Annotated in this window: 17 protein-coding genes; 4 read left to right on the forward strand and 13 right to left on the reverse strand. The window is 67.9% G+C overall.

Going from position 1 to position 18,024, the window contains the following annotated elements:
* Positions 1-541: transposase (locus HLH21_RS03535; RefSeq protein WP_182941381.1), on the forward strand; the 541-nt coding region annotated here is incomplete at its 5' end.
* A gap of 15 nt (positions 542-556) precedes the next feature.
* On the opposite strand, the gene HLH21_RS03540 is transcribed toward HLH21_RS03535, so the two are convergent.
* The 3 genes from HLH21_RS03540 to HLH21_RS03550 all read right to left on the reverse strand — a co-directional run bounded on the left by HLH21_RS03540 (position 557) and on the right by HLH21_RS03550 (position 2,721).
* Positions 557-748 (reverse strand): hypothetical protein, encoded by a 192-nt coding sequence (locus tag HLH21_RS03540; RefSeq protein ID WP_182941711.1) that lies wholly within the window; start codon positions 746-748, stop codon positions 557-559.
* A 118-nt stretch (positions 749-866) separates the two neighbouring features.
* Entirely contained in the window at positions 867-1,760 is an 894-nt protein-coding gene (gene metF / locus HLH21_RS03545) for a methylenetetrahydrofolate reductase [NAD(P)H] (protein WP_182941383.1), read from the reverse strand.
* Between the two features lie 13 nt (positions 1,761-1,773).
* Positions 1,774-2,721, reverse strand: coding sequence for an ArsR/SmtB family transcription factor (locus HLH21_RS03550; RefSeq protein ID WP_182941385.1), 948 nt, complete (start codon positions 2,719-2,721; stop codon positions 1,774-1,776).
* A gap of 186 nt (positions 2,722-2,907) precedes the next feature.
* On the opposite strand from HLH21_RS03550, the gene HLH21_RS16875 reads away from it, so the two are divergent.
* The 3 genes from HLH21_RS16875 to HLH21_RS03560 all read left to right on the forward strand — a co-directional run bounded on the left by HLH21_RS16875 (position 2,908) and on the right by HLH21_RS03560 (position 5,185).
* Positions 2,908-3,243 carry a hypothetical protein gene (locus tag HLH21_RS16875; RefSeq protein ID WP_220789658.1) on the forward strand — a complete coding sequence of 112 codons (336 nt, stop codon included), beginning with the start codon at positions 2,908-2,910 and terminating at the stop codon, positions 3,241-3,243.
* A complete protein-coding gene (locus HLH21_RS16880; protein ID WP_220789659.1) occupies positions 3,215-3,472 on the forward strand; it encodes a hypothetical protein in 258 nt (85 codons plus the stop codon). The genes HLH21_RS16875 and HLH21_RS16880 overlap by 29 nt, the downstream gene beginning before the upstream one ends.
* A 120-nt stretch (positions 3,473-3,592) precedes the next feature.
* The gene (locus HLH21_RS03560; RefSeq protein WP_182941387.1) at positions 3,593-5,185 is read left to right on the forward strand and encodes an APC family permease; all 1,593 of its coding nucleotides are present in this window, start codon (positions 3,593-3,595) and stop codon (positions 5,183-5,185) included.
* A gap of 14 nt (positions 5,186-5,199) precedes the next feature.
* Here HLH21_RS03560 and HLH21_RS03565 read toward each other — a convergent pair whose 3' ends face one another.
* The 10 genes from HLH21_RS03565 to HLH21_RS03610 all read right to left on the reverse strand — a co-directional run bounded on the left by HLH21_RS03565 (position 5,200) and on the right by HLH21_RS03610 (position 17,971).
* Positions 5,200-5,802: a polysaccharide biosynthesis/export family protein gene (locus HLH21_RS03565; RefSeq protein WP_182941389.1), complete on the reverse strand. Its 603-nt coding sequence runs from the start codon at positions 5,800-5,802 to the stop codon at positions 5,200-5,202.
* Between the two features lie 22 nt (positions 5,803-5,824).
* On the reverse strand, positions 5,825-7,165 hold the full coding sequence (locus HLH21_RS03570) for an outer membrane beta-barrel protein (protein ID WP_182941391.1): 1,341 nt from the start codon (positions 7,163-7,165) through the stop codon (positions 5,825-5,827).
* Positions 7,165-8,337: a glycosyltransferase family 4 protein gene (locus tag HLH21_RS03575; protein ID WP_182941393.1), complete on the reverse strand. Its 1,173-nt coding sequence runs from the start codon at positions 8,335-8,337 to the stop codon at positions 7,165-7,167. Before HLH21_RS03575 ends, HLH21_RS03570 begins: the two co-directional genes overlap by 1 nt.
* Before the next feature lie 10 nt (positions 8,338-8,347).
* A complete protein-coding gene (locus HLH21_RS03580) occupies positions 8,348-10,519 on the reverse strand; it encodes a GumC family protein (RefSeq protein WP_182941395.1) in 2,172 nt (723 codons plus the stop codon).
* Positions 10,520-10,576: 57 nt separating this feature from the next.
* Entirely contained in the window at positions 10,577-11,398 is an 822-nt protein-coding gene (locus HLH21_RS03585; protein ID WP_182941396.1) for a WecB/TagA/CpsF family glycosyltransferase, read from the reverse strand.
* Positions 11,388-12,887, reverse strand: a complete 1,500-nt coding sequence (locus HLH21_RS03590; protein WP_220789660.1) for an exopolysaccharide biosynthesis polyprenyl glycosylphosphotransferase — start codon at positions 12,885-12,887, stop codon at positions 11,388-11,390. Before HLH21_RS03590 ends, HLH21_RS03585 begins: the two co-directional genes overlap by 11 nt.
* Before the next feature lie 416 nt (positions 12,888-13,303).
* Entirely contained in the window at positions 13,304-14,629 is a 1,326-nt protein-coding gene (locus HLH21_RS03595; RefSeq protein ID WP_182941408.1) for a UDP-glucose dehydrogenase family protein, read from the reverse strand.
* A 52-nt stretch (positions 14,630-14,681) separates the two neighbouring features.
* Positions 14,682-15,656, reverse strand: coding sequence for a glycosyltransferase family 2 protein (locus HLH21_RS03600; RefSeq protein WP_182941410.1), 975 nt, complete (start codon positions 15,654-15,656; stop codon positions 14,682-14,684).
* On the reverse strand, positions 15,653-16,837 hold the full coding sequence (locus HLH21_RS03605) for a glycosyltransferase (RefSeq protein ID WP_182941412.1): 1,185 nt from the start codon (positions 16,835-16,837) through the stop codon (positions 15,653-15,655). Before HLH21_RS03605 ends, HLH21_RS03600 begins: the two co-directional genes overlap by 4 nt.
* A gap of 27 nt (positions 16,838-16,864) precedes the next feature.
* Positions 16,865-17,971, reverse strand: a complete 1,107-nt coding sequence (locus HLH21_RS03610) for a GumK N-terminal domain-containing glycosyltransferase (protein ID WP_182941414.1) — start codon at positions 17,969-17,971, stop codon at positions 16,865-16,867.
* Positions 17,972-18,024: the final 53 nt, after the last annotated feature.

Raw genomic sequence — 18,024 nt, forward strand, 5'->3', positions numbered from 1 at the left:
TCTGATGCGAGACCGGACGGCAACGAGCAATCGCCTCAAAACCTTGACGATCGACTTGCTGAAACGCCATGGCCGACATCGTTTGCGGCAGATTGAAGTGCAGATCGCTTCTCTCGATGCCGCCATCGCAGCGTTGGTGGCAGAAGACCCGCACCTGTCTCGCCGGCGGGACGTGCTGGCCAGCATCCCGGGTCTTGGCCTGATCACGGCCCACGCGCTGCTGGCCGACATGCCGGAACTCGGCACGATGGAGGAAGGCCAGGCTGCCGCTCTGGCCGGGCTCGCCCCGATCACCCGCCAGTCCGGAACATGGCGGGGAAGAAGTTTCATTCAGGGCGGCAGGGCTGCCATCCGGCAAGCACTCTACATGCCAGCCATCGTCGCCATGCGCTTCAACTCCGATCTCAAGCGGCTCTACGACCGACTGACCACCATCGGAAAGCACGCCAAAGTCGCCATTACCGCCATCATGCGAAAACTCATCGTTCTCGCCAACGCGCTGTTGCGGGACAACCGCCTCTGGACGCCAAAAGCCGCTTGATCACAACGGATACTCTCAGGGGCAGGGGGGATGGGTGCCGTCGGGGCAGACAACGTCGGTGCCGCGTGGAACGACGATGACCTTGTGGTCGCGGGGGGCGTCGTCCCCGTCGCCGCTGGCGGAACTGCACGCGGCCAGCGGCACGATGGCGATGCACGCCCCGAGTGTGAGGGGGCGCAGAAACCGTGTCGCGTTGTCGATCCACATTGCGGGACGTCTTCCTGATGGAGCCGGGACGCAGGTGCGGGTCCCGGATGACCACTCATCGCCCGGCGCCCATCACAGTTGCCACGATCGGGAAAGATTTTCGCGATGCGGCGCAGTGTTATTGCGGGTTGACCAGCAGCCGGCACAGCGCCTGGCAGGCCTCTGCGCGGTTGAGCGTATAGAAATGGAACCGCGACACGCCCCCCGCCCGCAACTGGCGGCACAGTTCGGCCGCCGTCGCCGTGGTGACCAGCGCGCGCGTCGCGGGCTGGTCGTCCAGCCCGTCGAACAGGCGGCGCATCCAGTCGGGAACGCGCGCGCCGCACATGTCGGCGAATTTATAGGCCTGGGCGATGTTGGCCACCGGCAGGATGCCGGGCAGGATTTCAGCGTCGATGCCGGCGGCGGCGGCCCTGTCGCGAAAGCGCAGGAAGGTTTCGGCCTCGAAGAAAAACTGCGTGATCGCCCGGGTGGCGCCCGCGTCGATCTTGGCCTTCAGATTGTCCAGGTCCGCCTGTGGGCTGGCGGCGTCGGGATGGGTTTCGGGATAGGCCGCGACCGAGATCTCGAACGGCGCGATCCGCCGCAGCCCCGCCACCAGCGCCGCCGCGTTCTCGTATCCGTCCGGATGCGGCACGAAGCGGCTGCCCGGCGTCGTGGGGTCGCCGCGCAGGGCCACGATATGGCGTATGCCGGCCGCCCAGTAGGCCCGCGCCACGTCGTCGACCTGCCCCCGTGTCGCATCGACGCAGGTCAGGTGCGCCGCTACCGGCACCGAGGTGTCGTGGGCCAGGGCCGCGATGGTCGCCAGCGTGCGGTCGCGCGTCGAGCCGCCCGCGCCATAGGTGACCGACAGGAAGCGTGGCCCCAGCGGCGCCAGCGCCCCGACCGTCTGCCGCAGGCCGTCTTCCATCTTCGTGCTCTTGGGCGGAAAGAATTCGAACGAAACCTCGACCGGGCCCAGGGCGGGGACATGCGACAGCGGACGCACGGCGGTAAGGGGGAATGGCATGCAGCCGGCTCCTTTATGAAAAGCTCTGGATTTTTGCGGGAGGGCGGCGACCCAGCCACAGCTTGACGGTCAGTTCGCCGTCGAGATGCGTGGGGCGCGCGCAGGACAGGCCGGCGGCCTTGAACCACGCCGCCATCTGCCCGTCCGTGAAGCCCAGGCGGACATGGGCATCGCGGTCGCGCAGGTCCTCGCGGTCGTGGGCCGCGAAATCGACGATCAGCAGGCGGCCGCCCGCGTCCAGCAGGCGCGCGGCCTCGGCGATCGCGGCGGCGGGATGCTGCGCGTAATGCAGCACCTGGTGCATGATGGCGACGTCCGCCGACCCGGCGGGCAGGGGCAGGGCGTAGATATCGCCCTGCCGCAGTTCGGCGCGGTCCAGCCCGGCCTGGGCCAGCTTGGTGCGCGCCAGGCGCAGCATGGCCGGGCTGCGGTCGAAGCCGATGGCGCACTCCGCCTTGCGGCCCAGCAATTCCATCATCCGGCCGGTACCGGTGCCGATATCCACCAGCCGGCCGATCGGCTCGGGCGCCAGCACCCGTTCGATCGCGGCCTCGACGTCGCCTTCGGCGACGTGGAGCGAGCGAATGGCGTCCCATTCCGCCGCATGGGTCTCGAAATATTCCTCGGCGGCGCTGGCGCGCACCGCCCGCACCGCCTTCAGCCGGGCGATATCGGCATCGGCGTCCGGGCCGTCGCCCCGCGTCCATTGGTCGATTGCAGCGAAGACCGGCGCCAGGTCCTGCGCCGGTCCCAGGGTCAGGAAGACCCAGCTGCCTTCCTTGCGCCGCTCGGCCAGGCCGGCATTGACCAGGATTTTGACATGGCGGGACACGCGCGGCTGGCTCTGCCCCAGCACCTGGGCGATTTCGCCGACCGAGAGTTCCATCGACCGCAGCAGCGCCAGGATACGCAGGCGGGTCGGGTCGGCCAGCGCCTGAAAGATGAGCAGCGGACGATGCATGGCGGATACATATAACGATATCCTTATATGTGCAAATTATATTGGTCCGATTTTTCCGCGGCATGGTTCTGAGCGCCGCCGGTGCCGTCCCCGTCGGGTAGCCAGCGGGGGCAGGATCCTATAAGGCGCGTGCTCGCGAAATGGTGTGGGGCCGTTTCGATGGGGTGTTGCGCGCGGGATGGAGTCATGACGTTCCAGTTTGCCAGCCGGATGCAGCATGTCGGGCCGTCGGCCATCCGCGAACTGCTGCGCCTGGGCGCCGATCCGGACGTGATCTCGTTCGGTGGGGGCTACCCCGACGCTTCCCTGTTTCCCACCGATGCGCTGTCCCGCCTGTTCGGCGACGTGCTGGCGGCCCAGGGCGCCACGGCGTTGCAATATATCGTCTCCAACGGCATTGCGCCGCTGCGCGCCCAGATCGCGGAACGGGCGTGGCGCGACGGGATTGCGTGCGACGCCGATCCTGAACGGGGGGCAGCAGGGGCTGGACCTGGTGGCGAAGATGATGCTCGATCCGGGTGACGTCGTCATCACCGAGGACCCGACCTTCCCGGCCGGCTTCGACGCGGCGCGCTTCATGGCGGAAACGATGCTGCCGCGCGCGAGGCTGGCCTATGTGCCCGGCGAAAGCTTCTTCCCGGTCGCCGGGCACGCCAATCATGCCCGGATCAGCTATTCGACGCAGGACGAGGCTACGATCGTGCACGGCATGACCCTGCTGGGCGGCCTGCTGACCGAGGCCCTGGGGTGACCCGCCACCCGTGACGAGGCCGGCGCGATGTCGTAATGCTGGTCGATCCGGCTTCGGAACGGTGCCGGTCGGCCGCTGCCTGCCCTGCCTTCATTTTCATTCGCAAGGAAACGTCCAGACGTGTCACCCCATCTGAATCGCGCCCTCGGCCCCTGGCAACTGCTGTTCACCGGGCTCAGCGCCATGATCGGGTCGGGCTGGCTGTTCGGCGCCCAGCGCGCGGCGGCGACGGCCGGGCCGGCCGCCAGCCTGGCGTGGCTGCTAGGGGCGTTCATCGCCCTGGTCATCGCCGGCGTGGCCACCGAACTGGGCGCGATGTTCCCGGTGGCGGGCGGGATGGTGCGGTACGCCAATGTCACGCACGGGCCGTTGATCGGCTTCATGGCGGCCAGCGCCAACTGGATCGCGATCGTCAGCGTGGTCCCGATCGAGGCCGAGGCCTCGGTCCAGTACATGAGCTCGTGGTCCTATCCCTGGGCGCGACAGCTCTATCAGGGCGGCGAGCTGACATCGTCGGGCCTGGCCGTGGCGGCGGGCCTGGTGGTGGTGTATTTCCTGCTCAACCTGTGGGGGATACGGCTGTTCGCCCGCGTCAACGTGCTGGTGACGCTGTTCAAGATCATCGTGCCCACCACCACGGCCGTGGCCCTGATGCTCAGCAGCTTCCATGCCGGCAACCTGGTCGGCAGCGATACCGGCGGGTTCATGCCCTACGGCCTGTCGGGGATCCTGACGGCGGTTGCGACCTCGGGCATCGTCTTCGCCTTCAACGGGTTCCAGAGCCCGTTGAACCTGGCGGGCGAGGCCCGTGATCCGGGCCGGACCATTCCCTTCGCCGTCCTCGGTTCGGTCGGGATCGCGACGATCGTGTATCTGCTGCTGCAATTCGCCTATCTGGGCGCGGTCCGGCCTGGGGCCGGGGGATGGGCCGGCCTTGCGTTTTCCTCGCCGTTCGCGGAACTGGCCGTCGCCTTCAACCTCAACTGGCTGGCGATGGTGCTGTATTTCGATGCCTTCGTCTCGCCCAGCGGAACGGGGACGACCGACATGGCGACCAGCGCGCGCATGACGCTGGGCATGCAGCGCAACGGGACGATGCCGGCGGTGCTGGGCCGCATCCATCCGCTGTACGGCGTGCCGCGCCCGGCGTTGTGGTTCAACCTGGGCGTGTCGTTCGCGTTTCTCTATTTCTTCCGGGGCTGGGGCATCCTGGCGTCGGTCATTTCGGTCTGTACGATCATTTCCTACCTGATGATCCCGATTTCGGCGCTGTCGCTGCGGTACAGCATGCCGGAGCACGCGCGTCCGGTCCGGGTGCCGGCGATGCGCGTCACCGGCACGCTGGCGTTCGTGTTCTCGTCGCTGCTGCTGTACTGGGCGCGCTGGCCGCTCAGCGGCGACATCATCCTGCTGCTGCTGATGTTCCTGCCGGTCTATGCCTGGTTCCGCCGGCATGATGGCTGGGAGCGCCATCGCGCCGCCTGCCGCCATGCGGTCTGGTTCATGGTCTATCTGCCGACGATCGCCGCCCTGTCCTATGTCGGCAGCCGGCCGTTCGGCGGGCTGGGGTGGATTCCTTATGGCTGGGACCTGGCGGTGGTGGCCGGGGTGTCGGTGCTGTTCTGCGAATGGGGCGTGCGTAGCGCGATGGACACGCCCGACCTGTCGGCGATCGCTGAAGAGGACGACCTGCCGGCGTTCGGCGGGCACTGACGTCCGGCCAGGCGTCAGAAATACCGTTCGTAGATGGTGATGACGTCGCCGGGTTGCAGCAGGGAATCGCGCCGTACCCGGCCCTCGATCGTCCGGCCGGACCCGCCCGCGTCGCTGCGGACGTCGCCGGCATGGTCGGTCACCGCGCGGTAGGTATAGCCGCCGGCCAGCGCGACGGCGCTGAGCATGGTCATGCCGGGCATGTAGGGATACTGGCCGGGATGGGCGACCTCGCCCAGCACGAAGATCGGCCGGTACTGGGTGACCTCGACCGAGACGCTGGGGCGGTTGAGGATGCCCTTGCTGGTCAACTGGTCCACGATCAGCGCCTGCAGCTCGCGGGTCGTCAGGCCCGATGCCTGCAGCGAGCCGATCAGGGGGAACGCGATCTGGCCGTTGTCGCCGACGGTGAACGTGTTGCTGAGTTGCAGGTCGTTATAGGTCAGCACCCGCAACTGGTCGCCGGCGCCCAGCCGGTACGCGCCGGGGGTGGGCGGCGGCAGGGGCGGAAGCTGGCCGGCGCATCCCGACAGCAGCATCGCCAGCACGCCGACACCGGGCCAACGGATGCGGCGCGGCGATGGGGCCGTGTGGGGGCGATCTTTCTGCACGGTCATCTTCACTCTCCGGTCATGATGGCTATTCGGCGAAATTGAACCCGATGGCGACATAGTTGCTGGCAAAGGTCGATTTCCGGTCGTTGAACAGCGGGTCGGACGTCTGGCCGCCGTGGGAATAGTTGTTGACATGGCTGAAGGACAGGTTGGCGGTGAGGTAGCGATTTATCGTCCAGTTGACCGATGCCCCGAATTTGAACAGCGTCTGGGTGCGCGATTGCGTGCCGGCCACGGTCTGCCCGGTGACGCTCATGCCGCCCTCGGCGAACCCCCGCAGCACGATGTTCCGGCGCAGTTCGTGGTCGATCTGGATACGTCCGTCCGTCACCGTCTGGTTGCGCGCGAAGGGCGAGGTCGGGTCGATGATGCGGCGGTAGAAGAACACGGTGACCGTATCCAGCAGGGTCGGGGTCCAGATCGTGTCGATCTCGAATGTCGGCGTGGTCACGGCGGGGGCCGGGCTGCGGGTGAAATGGCGGGTCTCGCCCCCCGCCAGCAGGCGGTAGCGGACGACCGAATCCCCATTCAGGTCCAGCCCGGCGAAGGCCGCCCCATCGACATAGTCATTCGGCGTTTCCCCCTGGGTCGGCACGAACTGCGCCGCCGAGGCGCGCAGGATCAGCACGGCGGCGTTGCCGGTCGACAGTTCGAAGCGCGATGTCAGCATGCCGGTTTCCAGATGGTGGCTCAGGCTGCCGTAATCGGTGTCGATGCCGCCCCCCGTCGCCTTGCCGAACGAGAAATCCTGGTAGATCGCCGAGGGGCTCAGGCTGAAGCGCCCGAACAGCCTGTTATAGGTCAGGCGGTAATCGTCGGCCGTGTAGGGCACCGGGCGCGACACGCCGAAATTCCCCAGATCCGTGGAATTCAGGTGCAGCACGTAATGCGTATAGCCCGCCGACAGCGTGTCGCGGCCCAGGGACAACGACCCGCCGGCCCCGGTCGTCCAGTTGGTGTAGTTCGCCACCGGGATTTCGGGAAAGCGCCGGTCGCCCACGCTGGCGAACACGCCCAGCGCATGGCGGCTCCAGTCCGAATTGATCCGCACGCCGCCGTTGCTGTCCAGTTCGGCGCTCTGGGTGTTGGGGGTGGCCAGGGTGTTGGTGTTGTATCCGGCATTGAACGAGGCCGACGGCCGGACGACGAAGCTGCCGACATGGATGCCGGTGGGCTGGTGCTGCAGCAACTGGCGCATGGTGACCGTATCGGCCAGGTCCGGAGCGGTATAGCCGGGAAGATCGACCGGAAAATATTGCGAAATCAGCTGTGCCCGCGCCGATGGTCCCGCGAGCAGGCAGGGCAGGGCCGCGACCGCGCGGATGGCCAGACGGAATCGGTTTCTCGCCGCCGGTCGCCCGATCATCAGGACAGGGTGCCCCGCTGTGCCGCATCGACGGGCATTGCGCGGATCGGCGCCGGATTCTGCCCGGCATGGGTCAGCACGTCGCGATACAGGTCGGCATAGCGCCGCGCGACGTCGTTCCAGTCATAGGCCGCCGCCGCCGCGATGGCCTGCTCGCGCACCGCGCGCACATGGTCGTCGCCATGGGCGGCCAGGACGTTTCGGGCGATGCCGTCCGTGTCTTCGGGCGAGCCGATGACGCCGATGCCGGTCTGGGTGACCAGGCGGCGGAACGGCACGATGTCGCTGACGATCGGGATCAGCCCGGCCGACAGGGCCTCGACGGCGGCCAGTCCGAACCCCTCGTGCCGCGACAGGCAGCCGTAATAGCTGGCCTGACCCAGCAGGGCCCGCAATTCCGTATCCGACGGCCCGATGACGAAGCGCACGGCGTCGCCCACGCCGGCCGCCCGGGCCGCCGCCGCCAGGTCCTGTTCGGTCTGGTCGGCGGGACGGCCGGCCACGATCAGGCGCCAGTCCGCGCCCTCCATGCGTAGCCGCGCCAGCAGGGGAAACAGCCGGTCGATCTGCTTGTGGCGGGAAAACCGGCCGAAGCTGATGATGGTCCGCGTAGGCGCGCCCGAGGCCGCGTTGCGGAATTTATCCTGGTTGATGCCGTTCTCGATGGTCGTCAGCCGGCCGCGCGCCACCTTGTCGAACATCAGGGCGTCGCTGTGGCTGCACGCCACGATGCGGTCGTAGCCGCGGACCGAGGCGCGGGTGACCGAGCCGAACCACAGCGCCTTGATCGCATGCAACGCCTGCGTGTGGAAGAAGCCGCCATGCGTCGAGGCCACCAGCGGCCGGCGGTGCAGCCATCGCGTCAGCGCCAGGGCGTCGAAGAAGAAGTCGATGGCATGGACATGCACCAGGTCGGCGTCGCCCAGATGGCGGAAGACGCCGGGTGCGACCGGGTAGCGGGTCGATCCCCGCCAGGCGATGCGCCGGACCGGCACGCCCTGCACGGTTTCCGTGGGTGACAGGCGGTCCGGCTGGCCGAAGACCCGGTCCAGCGTCAGCACCCGCGCGTCGAGGCCCAGGCTTTCCCGCTGGATCCGCGCCAGGCTCAGGACCGAATCCTCCAGCCCGCCGACCGACGGGCTGAACTGGCGGACGATATGAAGAACTTTCAATACCGATCCCTCATGAATTGTGATGCAGAGCGATGCGCCGCGTATCCTGGCGGCCGTATCGTGCGCCGGGATGCGCCGTTGCGTGTTCCTCGGCCATCGAGACTACGACGCCCGAGACATGGGCGCCGTAGGAGCGCAGGCGCTCAATGGACGACAGGACGGCGCTGCGCGAGGTGCTGAGCCAGCGGCAGATGAAGACCGTCTGGTCGGCCAGCGCGCCGTAGACCAGCCCGTCCGGCATGGCCAGCAGCGGCGGGCTGTCGATGACGATCAGGCTGTAGGACCGGCCAAGCTCTTTCAGCATCTCGCGCAGGCGCGCGATTTCCGTGGTGTCGAAGGGAAACAGCTTGGGCGCGCCGGCGGGCAGGAAATCGACACCGGTTTCGGGGTCCGGGCGCACCACCTCGCCCACCGACGCTTCGCCTGCCAGCAGTTCGGTCAAGCCGGGACAAAGGGGCGAGCGGCCGGGCGTGCCTTCGCGATGGTCGCCGTCGATGACCAGCACCGGCTGGCCGCCCGTGCGGGCCAGGCCCGCCAGCCAGGCCGCCAGCGAACTCTTGCCCTCGCCGGCCGAGGCCGAGGCGACGACGACGACCCGTCCCCGGCCGGTGGTCTTCGGCGCGGACAGCGACAACTGCGCCAGCAGGCTGCGTACGGCTTCGCTGGCGGGAGAAAACGGGTTGTCCAAGACATGGCGCCGCACGGACCGGCGGTCGCGCCCGGCAATCCGGGGAATGGCGGTCAGCAGCGGCAGGCCGACCAGCGCGCGCAGTTGTTCGACCTCGCCGAAGCCCGACGAAAACAGGTCGCGCAGGAACACCGCCCCGGTGGCCGCCACCAGCGACAGCACGACGACGCCCATCAGCAGCTTCCTGCGGTTGGGGAAGGTCGCGCTGTCGGGGGCGGCGGCGTGCGAGACGAAGGCGACCGGCGGTTGCAGCAGGGCGACCCGGTCGACCAGTTCCTTCGACCGTTCGAGGAAGGCCTCGTACACGTCCCGCGCGCTCTGGGCCTCCTGCGTCAGCATGCGATATTCCGCCTGCGGCGAGCCCTGGCTGCTGGCCTCCTGGCGCAGCCGGTCCAGGTCGTGGGCCAGTTGGGCGACCTCGGCGCGGGCGGACATCGCATCCTCGTTGATCGAGGCCAGGGCCGCGTGCGTCTCGGCGGCCAGGCTGGCGCGCGTGGTGGCGATCTGCTGGTCCAGTCCGGCCAGGTCGGGGTGATGCGGCCCCAGGGCGGCGGCCTTCTGCATGCGCGCGCTGTCCAGTTGCTGCAGGGTGTTGGCGGTCGCCACCAGGATCGGCTGCTGGGTCAGCGCGACCAGCCCCCGGGCCTCGCCGCGTGCGCTGGCGCGGGCCAGGGCGTCGGCCCGGGCCTCGGCCGCCGCCAGGCGGCCCTGGGCCTGCGTCAGGCTGACGGCGGTTTCCGACATTTCCCGTTCGATCAGCGGGCCGTTGCCGGCGCCGTCGCCGGTGTTGGACAGCTTGTGCGTGGCGTTGAACGTGCTGGCGTTGGTCGCGGCTTCCAGCCACCGTTCGCGCAGCTGCGCCGTGCGGCTGTCCACCCACGCCGCCGTGCGGTTCAGGTCCGCCCGCTGCCGGTCCAGGGCCAGTTGCTGGTACTGAATGACGAACGCGTTCGCCAGGTCGGCGGCCCGCCGGCCGTCATCGGCGTTGACGGTGATGCTGATGATGCGCGACCGCGGCATCGGCGCGATCGTGACGGCGGCCAGCAGCCTGTCCACCTGCGCCTGAGCCTCGGCGCCGGGGTCGGCCCTGGTCGCCTTCGGGCAGGCCGGGTACAGGCCGTGCGCGCAGAGCATGCCTTTCAGGCTGAAGCCGGTCCGGCCGGCCGGTGCCGGCAGGCTGTGCAGCACGGCGGCCGCGACATCGCGCGATTGCAGCAGCCCGGCCTGGGTCGCCAGTTCATCATCGCTCAGGCTTTCGGCCTGCTGCCCCCCGCGCGTGCCGACCGGATCGCTGACGGTCGGCGAGACGACGACCGTGGCGGTGGCCACGAACGACCGCCTGAGCGACAGCGTCGCCCCGCATCCCACGATGAAGGTGCCGATGCCGACCGCGAGGAACAGGCGGTGATAGCGGCGCAGCAGGCGCACGCCGTGCAGGATGATGGTCCTGCCGTCGCGCTGGCTCAGGGTGATCGTCGACAGGCGGTCGTTCATGCGGGTCTCGACTTCCGGAAAAAGGGGGCTCGCGTGGCCGGGTCGGCGGGGTGGACGTCAGGCTTGCGGCCGCTCGGGCCGGATTTTCCAGCGCAGGACATGCAGGCCGAAGACCGGCAGCCCCAGCAGGTAACGACGCCACAGCCGCCTGGGTTCGCGCACCAGCCTGACCAGCCATTCCAGGCCCATGTTGGCGACCCATCGCGGGGGCCGGCGGACGCGGCCGGCCGCGTGATCGACCAGCGCGCCGGCGGTGATGGCGATGGTCGGCGGCAGACGGTCCCAGTGATCGTAAAGCCACCGTTCCTGTCGGGGCATTCCCATATTCACCAGCAGCAGGGTCGGGCGCGTGGCGTTGATCTGCCGGACGATGTCCTCGGAGTCCGCCGATCCGGGACGGGCATCGAAAAATCCGTTCCGCACGCCCGCCGTGCGGACGCCGTAGCGTTGCTCGTAGGTACGCGCGGCATGTTCCGCGGTGTCCTGCGTCCCGCCCAGCCAGAACAATGATGCGTCGCGGCCCAGCTGTTGCAGGACGGGACCGATCCATTCGGGCGGGGTGGTGCGGTGCGGCCGCCGGCCGATCAGGAACGCCGCCGCAAGCTGGACGCCCGCGCCGTCGCAGAATGCGATATCCGCCCGGTCGAACAGGTCGCGCAGCCAGCGCTCGCGTTGCGACAGGACGACGCAATGCGCGTTGGCGTTCACGACCAGCATCCTGCCGCCCCGCCGCGCGGCCTGTGCCACGGTGTCGGCCAGCGCGTCGCGCGGAATGTCCAGAAGGCGCAGCCCCATGACGCGCAGCGCGTCGAACGGCGGGGACGCATCGCGGGGCGCGTCCGCCGCGCGCGCCGGGGGGGAGATCACATCAGAAGGCATGTTTGCTGAAAACCTCGCGCAGGACGGTCAGGGCCAGGATCTTCAGGTCGAAACGCAGTGACCATTTCTGCATGTATTCCAGGTCGAACTCCACGCGCCGGCGCAGGTCGTCCAACGTCACCAGTTCGCCGCGCGCGCCGTTGACCTGGGCCCAGCCGGTGATGCCCGGCTTGACCTGATGGCGGATGACATATTCGGCCAATGCATCGTCCAGCAGCATGCCGTCGGCGCGGGTATGCGGGGCATGGGGGCGGGGACCGACCAGGGACATCTCGCCGCGCAGGACGTTCAGAAGCTGCGGCAGTTCGTCCAGGCTCAGCCGCCGCAGCCATTTGCCGATCCGGGTCACGCGCGGATCGTCGCGCGACGTCTGCCTGGCTGCCATCACGTCGGACATGTTGGCGTACATGCTGCGGAACTTGAACACCATGAAGTTGCGATTGTTGTAGCCCAGACGGGGCTGCCTGAAGAATACCGGACCCGGCGAGGTCATCTTGATGGCGATTGCGATCAGGCCCATCAGCGGGGCCAGCATCGCAAGGGCGGTGGCGCCCAAAACCACGTCCAGCATCGTCTTGCGGACGATCTGCCACTCGGACAGCGGCCGGCGCTGCAACACCAGCAGGGCGAAGGGCCCCAGCCGTTCGATCGGCAGCAGCACGTCGATGCCATGCACCACATTGGGCATTACATAGACATCGGACAGGACGCTGCGGAGCCGCCAGCTGATTTCGGCGACATGATCCACTGGGTCGGAACTGGGTGGAATGGCAAGGATGATCGCATGCAGACGGGATTCCCGGCTGCGCGCAATCAGGTCGTCCAGCGTGCCGTCGGTCACGGTGGAATCCAGCGCCGTGTCGTGGTCGTCGAACACGCCGATCATCCGGTAGGTCGGGCCGGCTTCCTCGGCGACGCGCGCCGCGACCTTGGTTGCGACCTCGTCGCTGCCGATCACGGCAATGTTCCGGGCCAGATGGCGCGTGGCGGAAGGATGTTGCAGGATCAGGATTTCGCCGCCGCGCAGCACGCACAGGGTTGCGGCACAGATCCCGAGCCAGACCAGCGACAGCGCAATGATCTGGGCCGTGGGCCGGTGCAGCATGTACAGGACGACGAAATGCAGCAATGCGCCCATCACAAGCGGGGGCGTCAGATATCGAACCTGTGCCGAAATATGAAGGATGTTCGGGATATAGAGCAGTGAACGCTTTTTGGGGATCATCAGGAACCCGAGGGCTGACATCAGGTCGGCCAGGGGCAGCGCCACATGTCCGTTCCCCATCAGGATGGTCGGTTCGACATGCGTGCACAGGATGGTCGCGCCAAGGACGCCGAAGGCGTCGAGGCTGGTGGTCACGCCGGCCATGACCGGGTGATGATACGGGTAAGACCTGGCGCCGGTCGCCCCCGATGGCTGGGGTTCATCCACAAGGCCGTCGTTCGACAGGCTGATCGCGTCCTGCAACCGGCCGAATGATTCGCTCATGCGAGGACCTCCTGGGGGCACGCCACTGTCGATAACGACCGTTCTGATCGCTCCGGAATTAAGGGCCGAAAAACGTCTTTTTTAAGACGAAGGTTTCAAAAACGTCATAAATTCTTTTGTGTTTTTCTTGGAAATGGCGCTCTTTGCGCGCACCTCTCCAGGGCCGGCATCCGCGTGTCGCGGTCGGTCTATGGATCTGGTATTGTAAAACGCCGTACTATAAAACGGATTTACGGACCATCGCACATGTTCGCCCTCGGGAAACCCAAGGGCGCATCTGGAACATGTCAGTGTGAATCGACAATAAGGATCGAATTGTGGCGCTGTCCATTCTTTTGTGACGGGAATTTCAGAATCCGCACCGGGAACGGGATAAAATGCAATATCCCGCACCCATGCCCGTTCCCTTTCCGGTTTTACGGGCGGCCTACGGAACTGTAGCGCAGGCCATGCGCCCGCATGGCCTGCGGGTCCCAGATGTTACGCAGATCGACGATGACGTCGCCTTTCATCACGTCGCGCAGTCTGGATGGCGACAGGGCCCGGAATTCGTTCCATTCCGTCAGGACGACAAGCGCATCCGCGCCGGCCGCCGCGTCCAGCGGGTCGGTGCAGTACTGGGTGGCCTCGGGCAGCAGGGGGCGGGCCGGGACCATGCCGACGGGGTCGAAGGCGCGCAGGCTGGCCCCCGCGGCGGCCAGCCGGTGCAGGATGGGAATCGAGGAAGCTTCGCGCATGTCATCGGTTTCCGGCTTGAAGGTCAGGCCCAGGATGCCGATCGTCAGGCCCGACACGCTGCCGCCGCAGGCCGCGATGACGCGGTCGGCCATGCGCGTCTTGCGCGTGTCGTTGATGTCCACCGTCGTTTCGATCAGGCGCATCGGCGACCCCGCGTCCTGCGCGATATGGACCAGGGCCAGCGTGTCCTTGGGAAAGCACGACCCGCCGAAACCCGGGCCGGGATGCAGGAATTTCCGGCCGATACGGTTGTCCAGGCCGATACCGCGTGCGATATCGTGGACTTCGGCACCGACTTTCTCGCACAGGTCCGCGATTTCGTTGATGAAGGTCACCTTCATCGCCAGGAAGGAGTTGGCCGCGTATTTCGCCAGTTCCGCCGTTTCCAGGCCGGTGAACAGGATCGGGGCTTCGATCAGGTAGAGCGGCCGGTAGAGGCGGCGCAGGATCTCGCGCGCGCGCTCGCCCCCGCCGGGCCGGGTGGTGTCGGTGCCGATGATGACGCGGTCGGGGCGCATGAAATCGCCAATGGCGTTGCCTTCGCGCAGAAATTCCGGATTGGAGGCGACGTCGAAATCCAGGTCCGGCCGGACGCGGCGGATCAGGTCGGAGACCTGCCGCCCGGTTCCGACCGGAACGGTCGATTTCGTGACCACGACGGCGTAGTCGTTCATGCATTTGGCGATCTGTTCCGCCGCCGCATAGACATAGCGCAGGTCGGCATGGCCGTCGCCGCGCCGGGTCGGCGTGCCCACGGCGATGAAGATGGCCTCGGCCCCCTGCACCGCCTTTTCGATGTCGTCGCCGAAGGTCAGGCGCCCGGCGGCCACATTGTCGGCGACCAGCTTGTCCAGGCCGGGTTCGTAGATGGGGATCCGGCCTTCGCGTAGTGCCGCCAGCCGGCCGGGATCGGTTTCGACGATGGCCACGTCGGTGCCGAATTCGGCGAAGCAGGCCCCCGACACCAGCCCGACATAGCCACCACCAATCATCGCGATCTGCATGATCCACTCCTGTCAAAGATGTTGTTCGTCCCGCCGGGCCGCGCCGGCCCGGTCATGCCGACCGCCAGATGGCGATGCGGCGGTGGAGTGCGCGGCCGACCTGCCGCCCGATGCGCGGGACGAAGGACGGCCGTCGCAGCGCACGCGCCGCCAGGGCGCCGACGGCCCCGCGACGGATCGCCTGCGAAAAGAAATGCGCGTCGTCCAGCCGGGACAGGCCCTCGGCGCGGCGCAGCAGCAGGGCGGCCAGGCCGGGGGCCGACCGGATGGCCGGATGCGCGGTGAGGTCGATGGCCGCCCGCGCCAGCGCGCCATAGGCGATGGTGGTGCGCGTCATGTCCGACGCCTTGCGGCTGACGGCCCCTTCGCGCTGGGTATAGAGATAATGCGCCGTATCGAGGATCCTGAAGCGCGCCCCGTGCAGCAGCAGGGTCACCATGAAGGTGAAATCCTCGCCATGGCGTTGCGCGGTCGGGTAGCGGATGCCCGATGAAAGCAGGAAGGCGCGCCGGATCATCGGCTTGAGCAATCCCCAGTCGGGGCCGCGTCCATCGGCCAGGTTGTGGGCCAGATAGGTCTCGACGGCGACGGGGCCGGGGGGAATGGCCCCGGGGCCGATGGCGCGGCCGGTCGTCCGGGCGGCGGCCGCGTCGTAGTCCAGCAGGTCGTCCGCCACGATGTCGGCCGCCGGGTCGCAGGCGACGAGGCCGGCCAGCGCCGCCAGCCGGTCGGGCGCATAGGCGTCGTCGGCGTCGAGGATTGCGATCCAGTCGCCGGTCGCCTGCGCGATGCCCATGTTGCGCGCCGCCGCCGGGCCGCCGTTCGCCGCCATGCACAGCAGGCGCACGCTGGGGTGGCGCCGGGCCAGCGCCGCCACGATGTCGCGCGTCGCATCGCTGGAACAATCGTCCACCACCAGGATCTCGGCGGCGGGCAGGCTCTGCACCAGCACCGAGCTGATCGCCCGCTCGACGAAGGGGGCTGCGTTGAAGACCGGCATGATGACGGTGATGGCGATACCGGTCATGGGCGCGTACCCGCCAGGCGGTCGTACAGATCTTCCAGCGCGTCGGTGCAGGTCCGGATGTCGTGCTGCTGGCGCACGAAGCGGCTGCCGGCGGCGCCCAGCCGGTCGGCCAGGGCGTCGTCGGTCAGCACCGCCAGCAGCCGGTCGGCCAGGGCGTCGACATCGCCCTCGGCAAAGGCGTAGCCGGTCCGGCCGTCGATCATCCCCTCGGTCACGCCGCCCCGGGCCGAGGTGACGACCGGGACGCCGCTGGCCTGGGCCTCCAGCAGCACCAGCGGCAGGCCCTCGGCGTCGCCGCTGGTCGCGGTGATGCTGGGCAGGCAGAAGACGCGCGCCTGGCCCATCAGCGCCTGCACCCTGTCGCGCGACACCGCGCCGGTGAAGACCACGTTGCCCATCGTGGCGGCCTGCGCCTCCAGCAACGGGCGTTCGGGGCCGTCGCCCGCCACGACCAGCCGCGCCGCCGGCAGGATTTGCCCGATCCGGCCGAAGGCCTCGATCAGGAACCGGCATCCCTTCTTCTCGACCAGCCGCCCCAGGAACAGGATCAGCGGCGGCCGGCGGCCCGGCGACGGGTCCTGGGGGGTGAAGCGGCCGGGATTGATGCCGATATGGCGAATATGGACCCGGTCCGGCGGCAGGCCCACGGCAATCGCGGCGTCGCGGATATGGTCGGACACGGCCACGAAACTGACCTCGGGCCGGGACGCCAGCCGTTCGAGGCGGCGGGGATAGGCCTTCCAGCGCCGCCCGGACCGTCCGGCGGCGAACCAGTCCATGTGGGTGGTGATGTCGGCCCCGTGCAGCGTCACCAGCAGCGGCACCGATAGCGAGCGGGCCAGATGCCATGCCTCGACCCCGTCGAACCCGAAATGGGCATGGATCAGGGATGGCTGCACATGATGCGCGATCCGGGTCAGGCCGGGGGGCGCCAGGTCCAGCGTGCGGGCCACCAGGCTGCGGGCGCGCTGGGGCAGCGTCGCCGGACCGACATAGCGCGTCCGGGCGGCCAGTCCGTCCAGGGGCAGCCGGTCGACCAGGCGTTCGCCGATCATGACCGGCTTCCACCGTTGCAGGGCCAGGGACTGGTCCCGCACGAAGGTTTCGGACAGCGGCAGGATCTCGGTCCGGTAGATCCCCACGGTCGGACAATCCGTCACGGCGCTGGTCTTCTGGAGCATCCTGTATTCCTTCCTGTCGTGGTCGGATCAGATCCTGGTGTCGGAATAGGCGTGGGGGGTCATGATGCGGTCCACGACCTCGTCCCAGCCCAGCATGGGTGTGTCGATCGGCGTGTCGTGCGCCAGGGCGGCGTCGACCGCGCGTTCGATCGACGCCGGGTCGCCGGGCGCGTATCCATAGCGCCCCGGCTGGTCGCCCCGGGCGAATTCCGGGCAGACCGCCGGTATGCCGAACAGCCCGAATTGCCGCAGTTTCAACGAGGTGTCGATCAGATAGCGGGGCGTCTGCCGGTCCAGATAGGGCGCCACGCCGAAGGCGGCGTGCTGGACGAAGGGCAGCGTCTGTTCGAACGGCATTTCGCCATGGACGATGATGTTCGGGGCCGACAGGCCCGCCGCCGCCTTGCCCGCCCCGATGATGTGGAAGTCGATGTCCCCAAACGCCGCCGCCGCGATCGAGAAAAAGGTCGCGTCGAACAGCATGGATCCGACCGAGACGCAGCTGCGGCGCGGGCCGTAGGGATCGGCGTAGCGTCGCTGGGCGATGGATCGGTCGATGCCCTGCGGCACGAAGACCGACGACCGCGCGTGCGGCATGCCGTCGCGCAGCAGCCGCGACGGCAGCCGAACGGTGTCGATGCTGTCGAAATTGGCCCGGAACCGCCGCTTGATCGTTTCGGCGCAATCGACGACGTCCAGATCGTCGGAGGCCAGATAGACGATCCTGGCGGCCGGATTCAGGCGGCGTGCATCCTCGATGAAGACCGGCGCCATGCCGGATTCGATGAAGATTGTGTCGGCCTCGCACAGCCATTGTCGTGGAATGCGCGGAATGAGCCTGCGATAGAGCCAGAACATGGATTCCTCGACCCGGGCCAGGGCGGGACGGCGCAGGTTGAACGGATGCCAGCTTGTGCGCCACAGAAAACATTCGACATGATCGACGGTCTCTACCCGGTTGGCCCGGGGGGCCAGGTCGGTGCGCGTGTCGCCGCGATATTCTGATAGTCGGCTGAGACCGATGGAAAAGAAGCGTGTCCGTCCACGCTTCGCCAGTTCCGCCGTAATGAAATGGACGCTCGCCTTCCGGCGGGACCGGTAATCATGCACGGATATGACAAGCGAATTCGTCATGCGTACGATCTGCCTCTTCTTCTTTACGGGCCGCGTCGGAAAGGATGCGGTAT

The sequence above is a fragment of the Gluconacetobacter johannae genome, from assembly GCF_014174305.1.
GTDB classification, from domain to species: Bacteria; Pseudomonadota; Alphaproteobacteria; order Acetobacterales; family Acetobacteraceae; genus Gluconacetobacter; species Gluconacetobacter johannae.

What these genes read in the sequence shown, in the direction of transcription:
- HLH21_RS03540 (WP_182941711.1), bottom strand. Translation starts at nt 748, where the DNA reads ATGTGGATCGACAACGCGACACGGTTTCTGCGCCCCCTCACACTCGGG.
- metF (WP_182941383.1), bottom strand. Translation starts at nt 1,760, where the DNA reads ATGCCATTCCCCCTTACCGCCGTGCGTCCGCTGTCGCATGTCCCCGCC.
- HLH21_RS03550 (WP_182941385.1), bottom strand. Translation starts at nt 2,721, where the DNA reads ATGCATCGTCCGCTGCTCATCTTTCAGGCGCTGGCCGACCCGACCCGC.
- HLH21_RS16875 (WP_220789658.1), top strand. Translation starts at nt 2,908, where the DNA reads ATGACGTTCCAGTTTGCCAGCCGGATGCAGCATGTCGGGCCGTCGGCC.
- HLH21_RS03565 (WP_182941389.1), bottom strand. Translation starts at nt 5,802, where the DNA reads ATGACCGTGCAGAAAGATCGCCCCCACACGGCCCCATCGCCGCGCCGC.
- HLH21_RS03570 (WP_182941391.1), bottom strand. Translation starts at nt 7,165, where the DNA reads ATGATCGGGCGACCGGCGGCGAGAAACCGATTCCGTCTGGCCATCCGC.
- HLH21_RS03580 (WP_182941395.1), bottom strand. Translation starts at nt 10,519, where the DNA reads ATGAACGACCGCCTGTCGACGATCACCCTGAGCCAGCGCGACGGCAGG.
- HLH21_RS03585 (WP_182941396.1), bottom strand. Translation starts at nt 11,398, where the DNA reads ATGCCTTCTGATGTGATCTCCCCCCCGGCGCGCGCGGCGGACGCGCCC.
- HLH21_RS03590 (WP_220789660.1), bottom strand. Translation starts at nt 12,887, where the DNA reads ATGAGCGAATCATTCGGCCGGTTGCAGGACGCGATCAGCCTGTCGAAC.
- HLH21_RS03595 (WP_182941408.1), bottom strand. Translation starts at nt 14,629, where the DNA reads ATGCAGATCGCGATGATTGGTGGTGGCTATGTCGGGCTGGTGTCGGGG.
- HLH21_RS03600 (WP_182941410.1), bottom strand. Translation starts at nt 15,656, where the DNA reads ATGACCGGTATCGCCATCACCGTCATCATGCCGGTCTTCAACGCAGCC.
- HLH21_RS03605 (WP_182941412.1), bottom strand. Translation starts at nt 16,837, where the DNA reads ATGCTCCAGAAGACCAGCGCCGTGACGGATTGTCCGACCGTGGGGATC.
- HLH21_RS03610 (WP_182941414.1), bottom strand. Translation starts at nt 17,971, where the DNA reads ATGACGAATTCGCTTGTCATATCCGTGCATGATTACCGGTCCCGCCGG.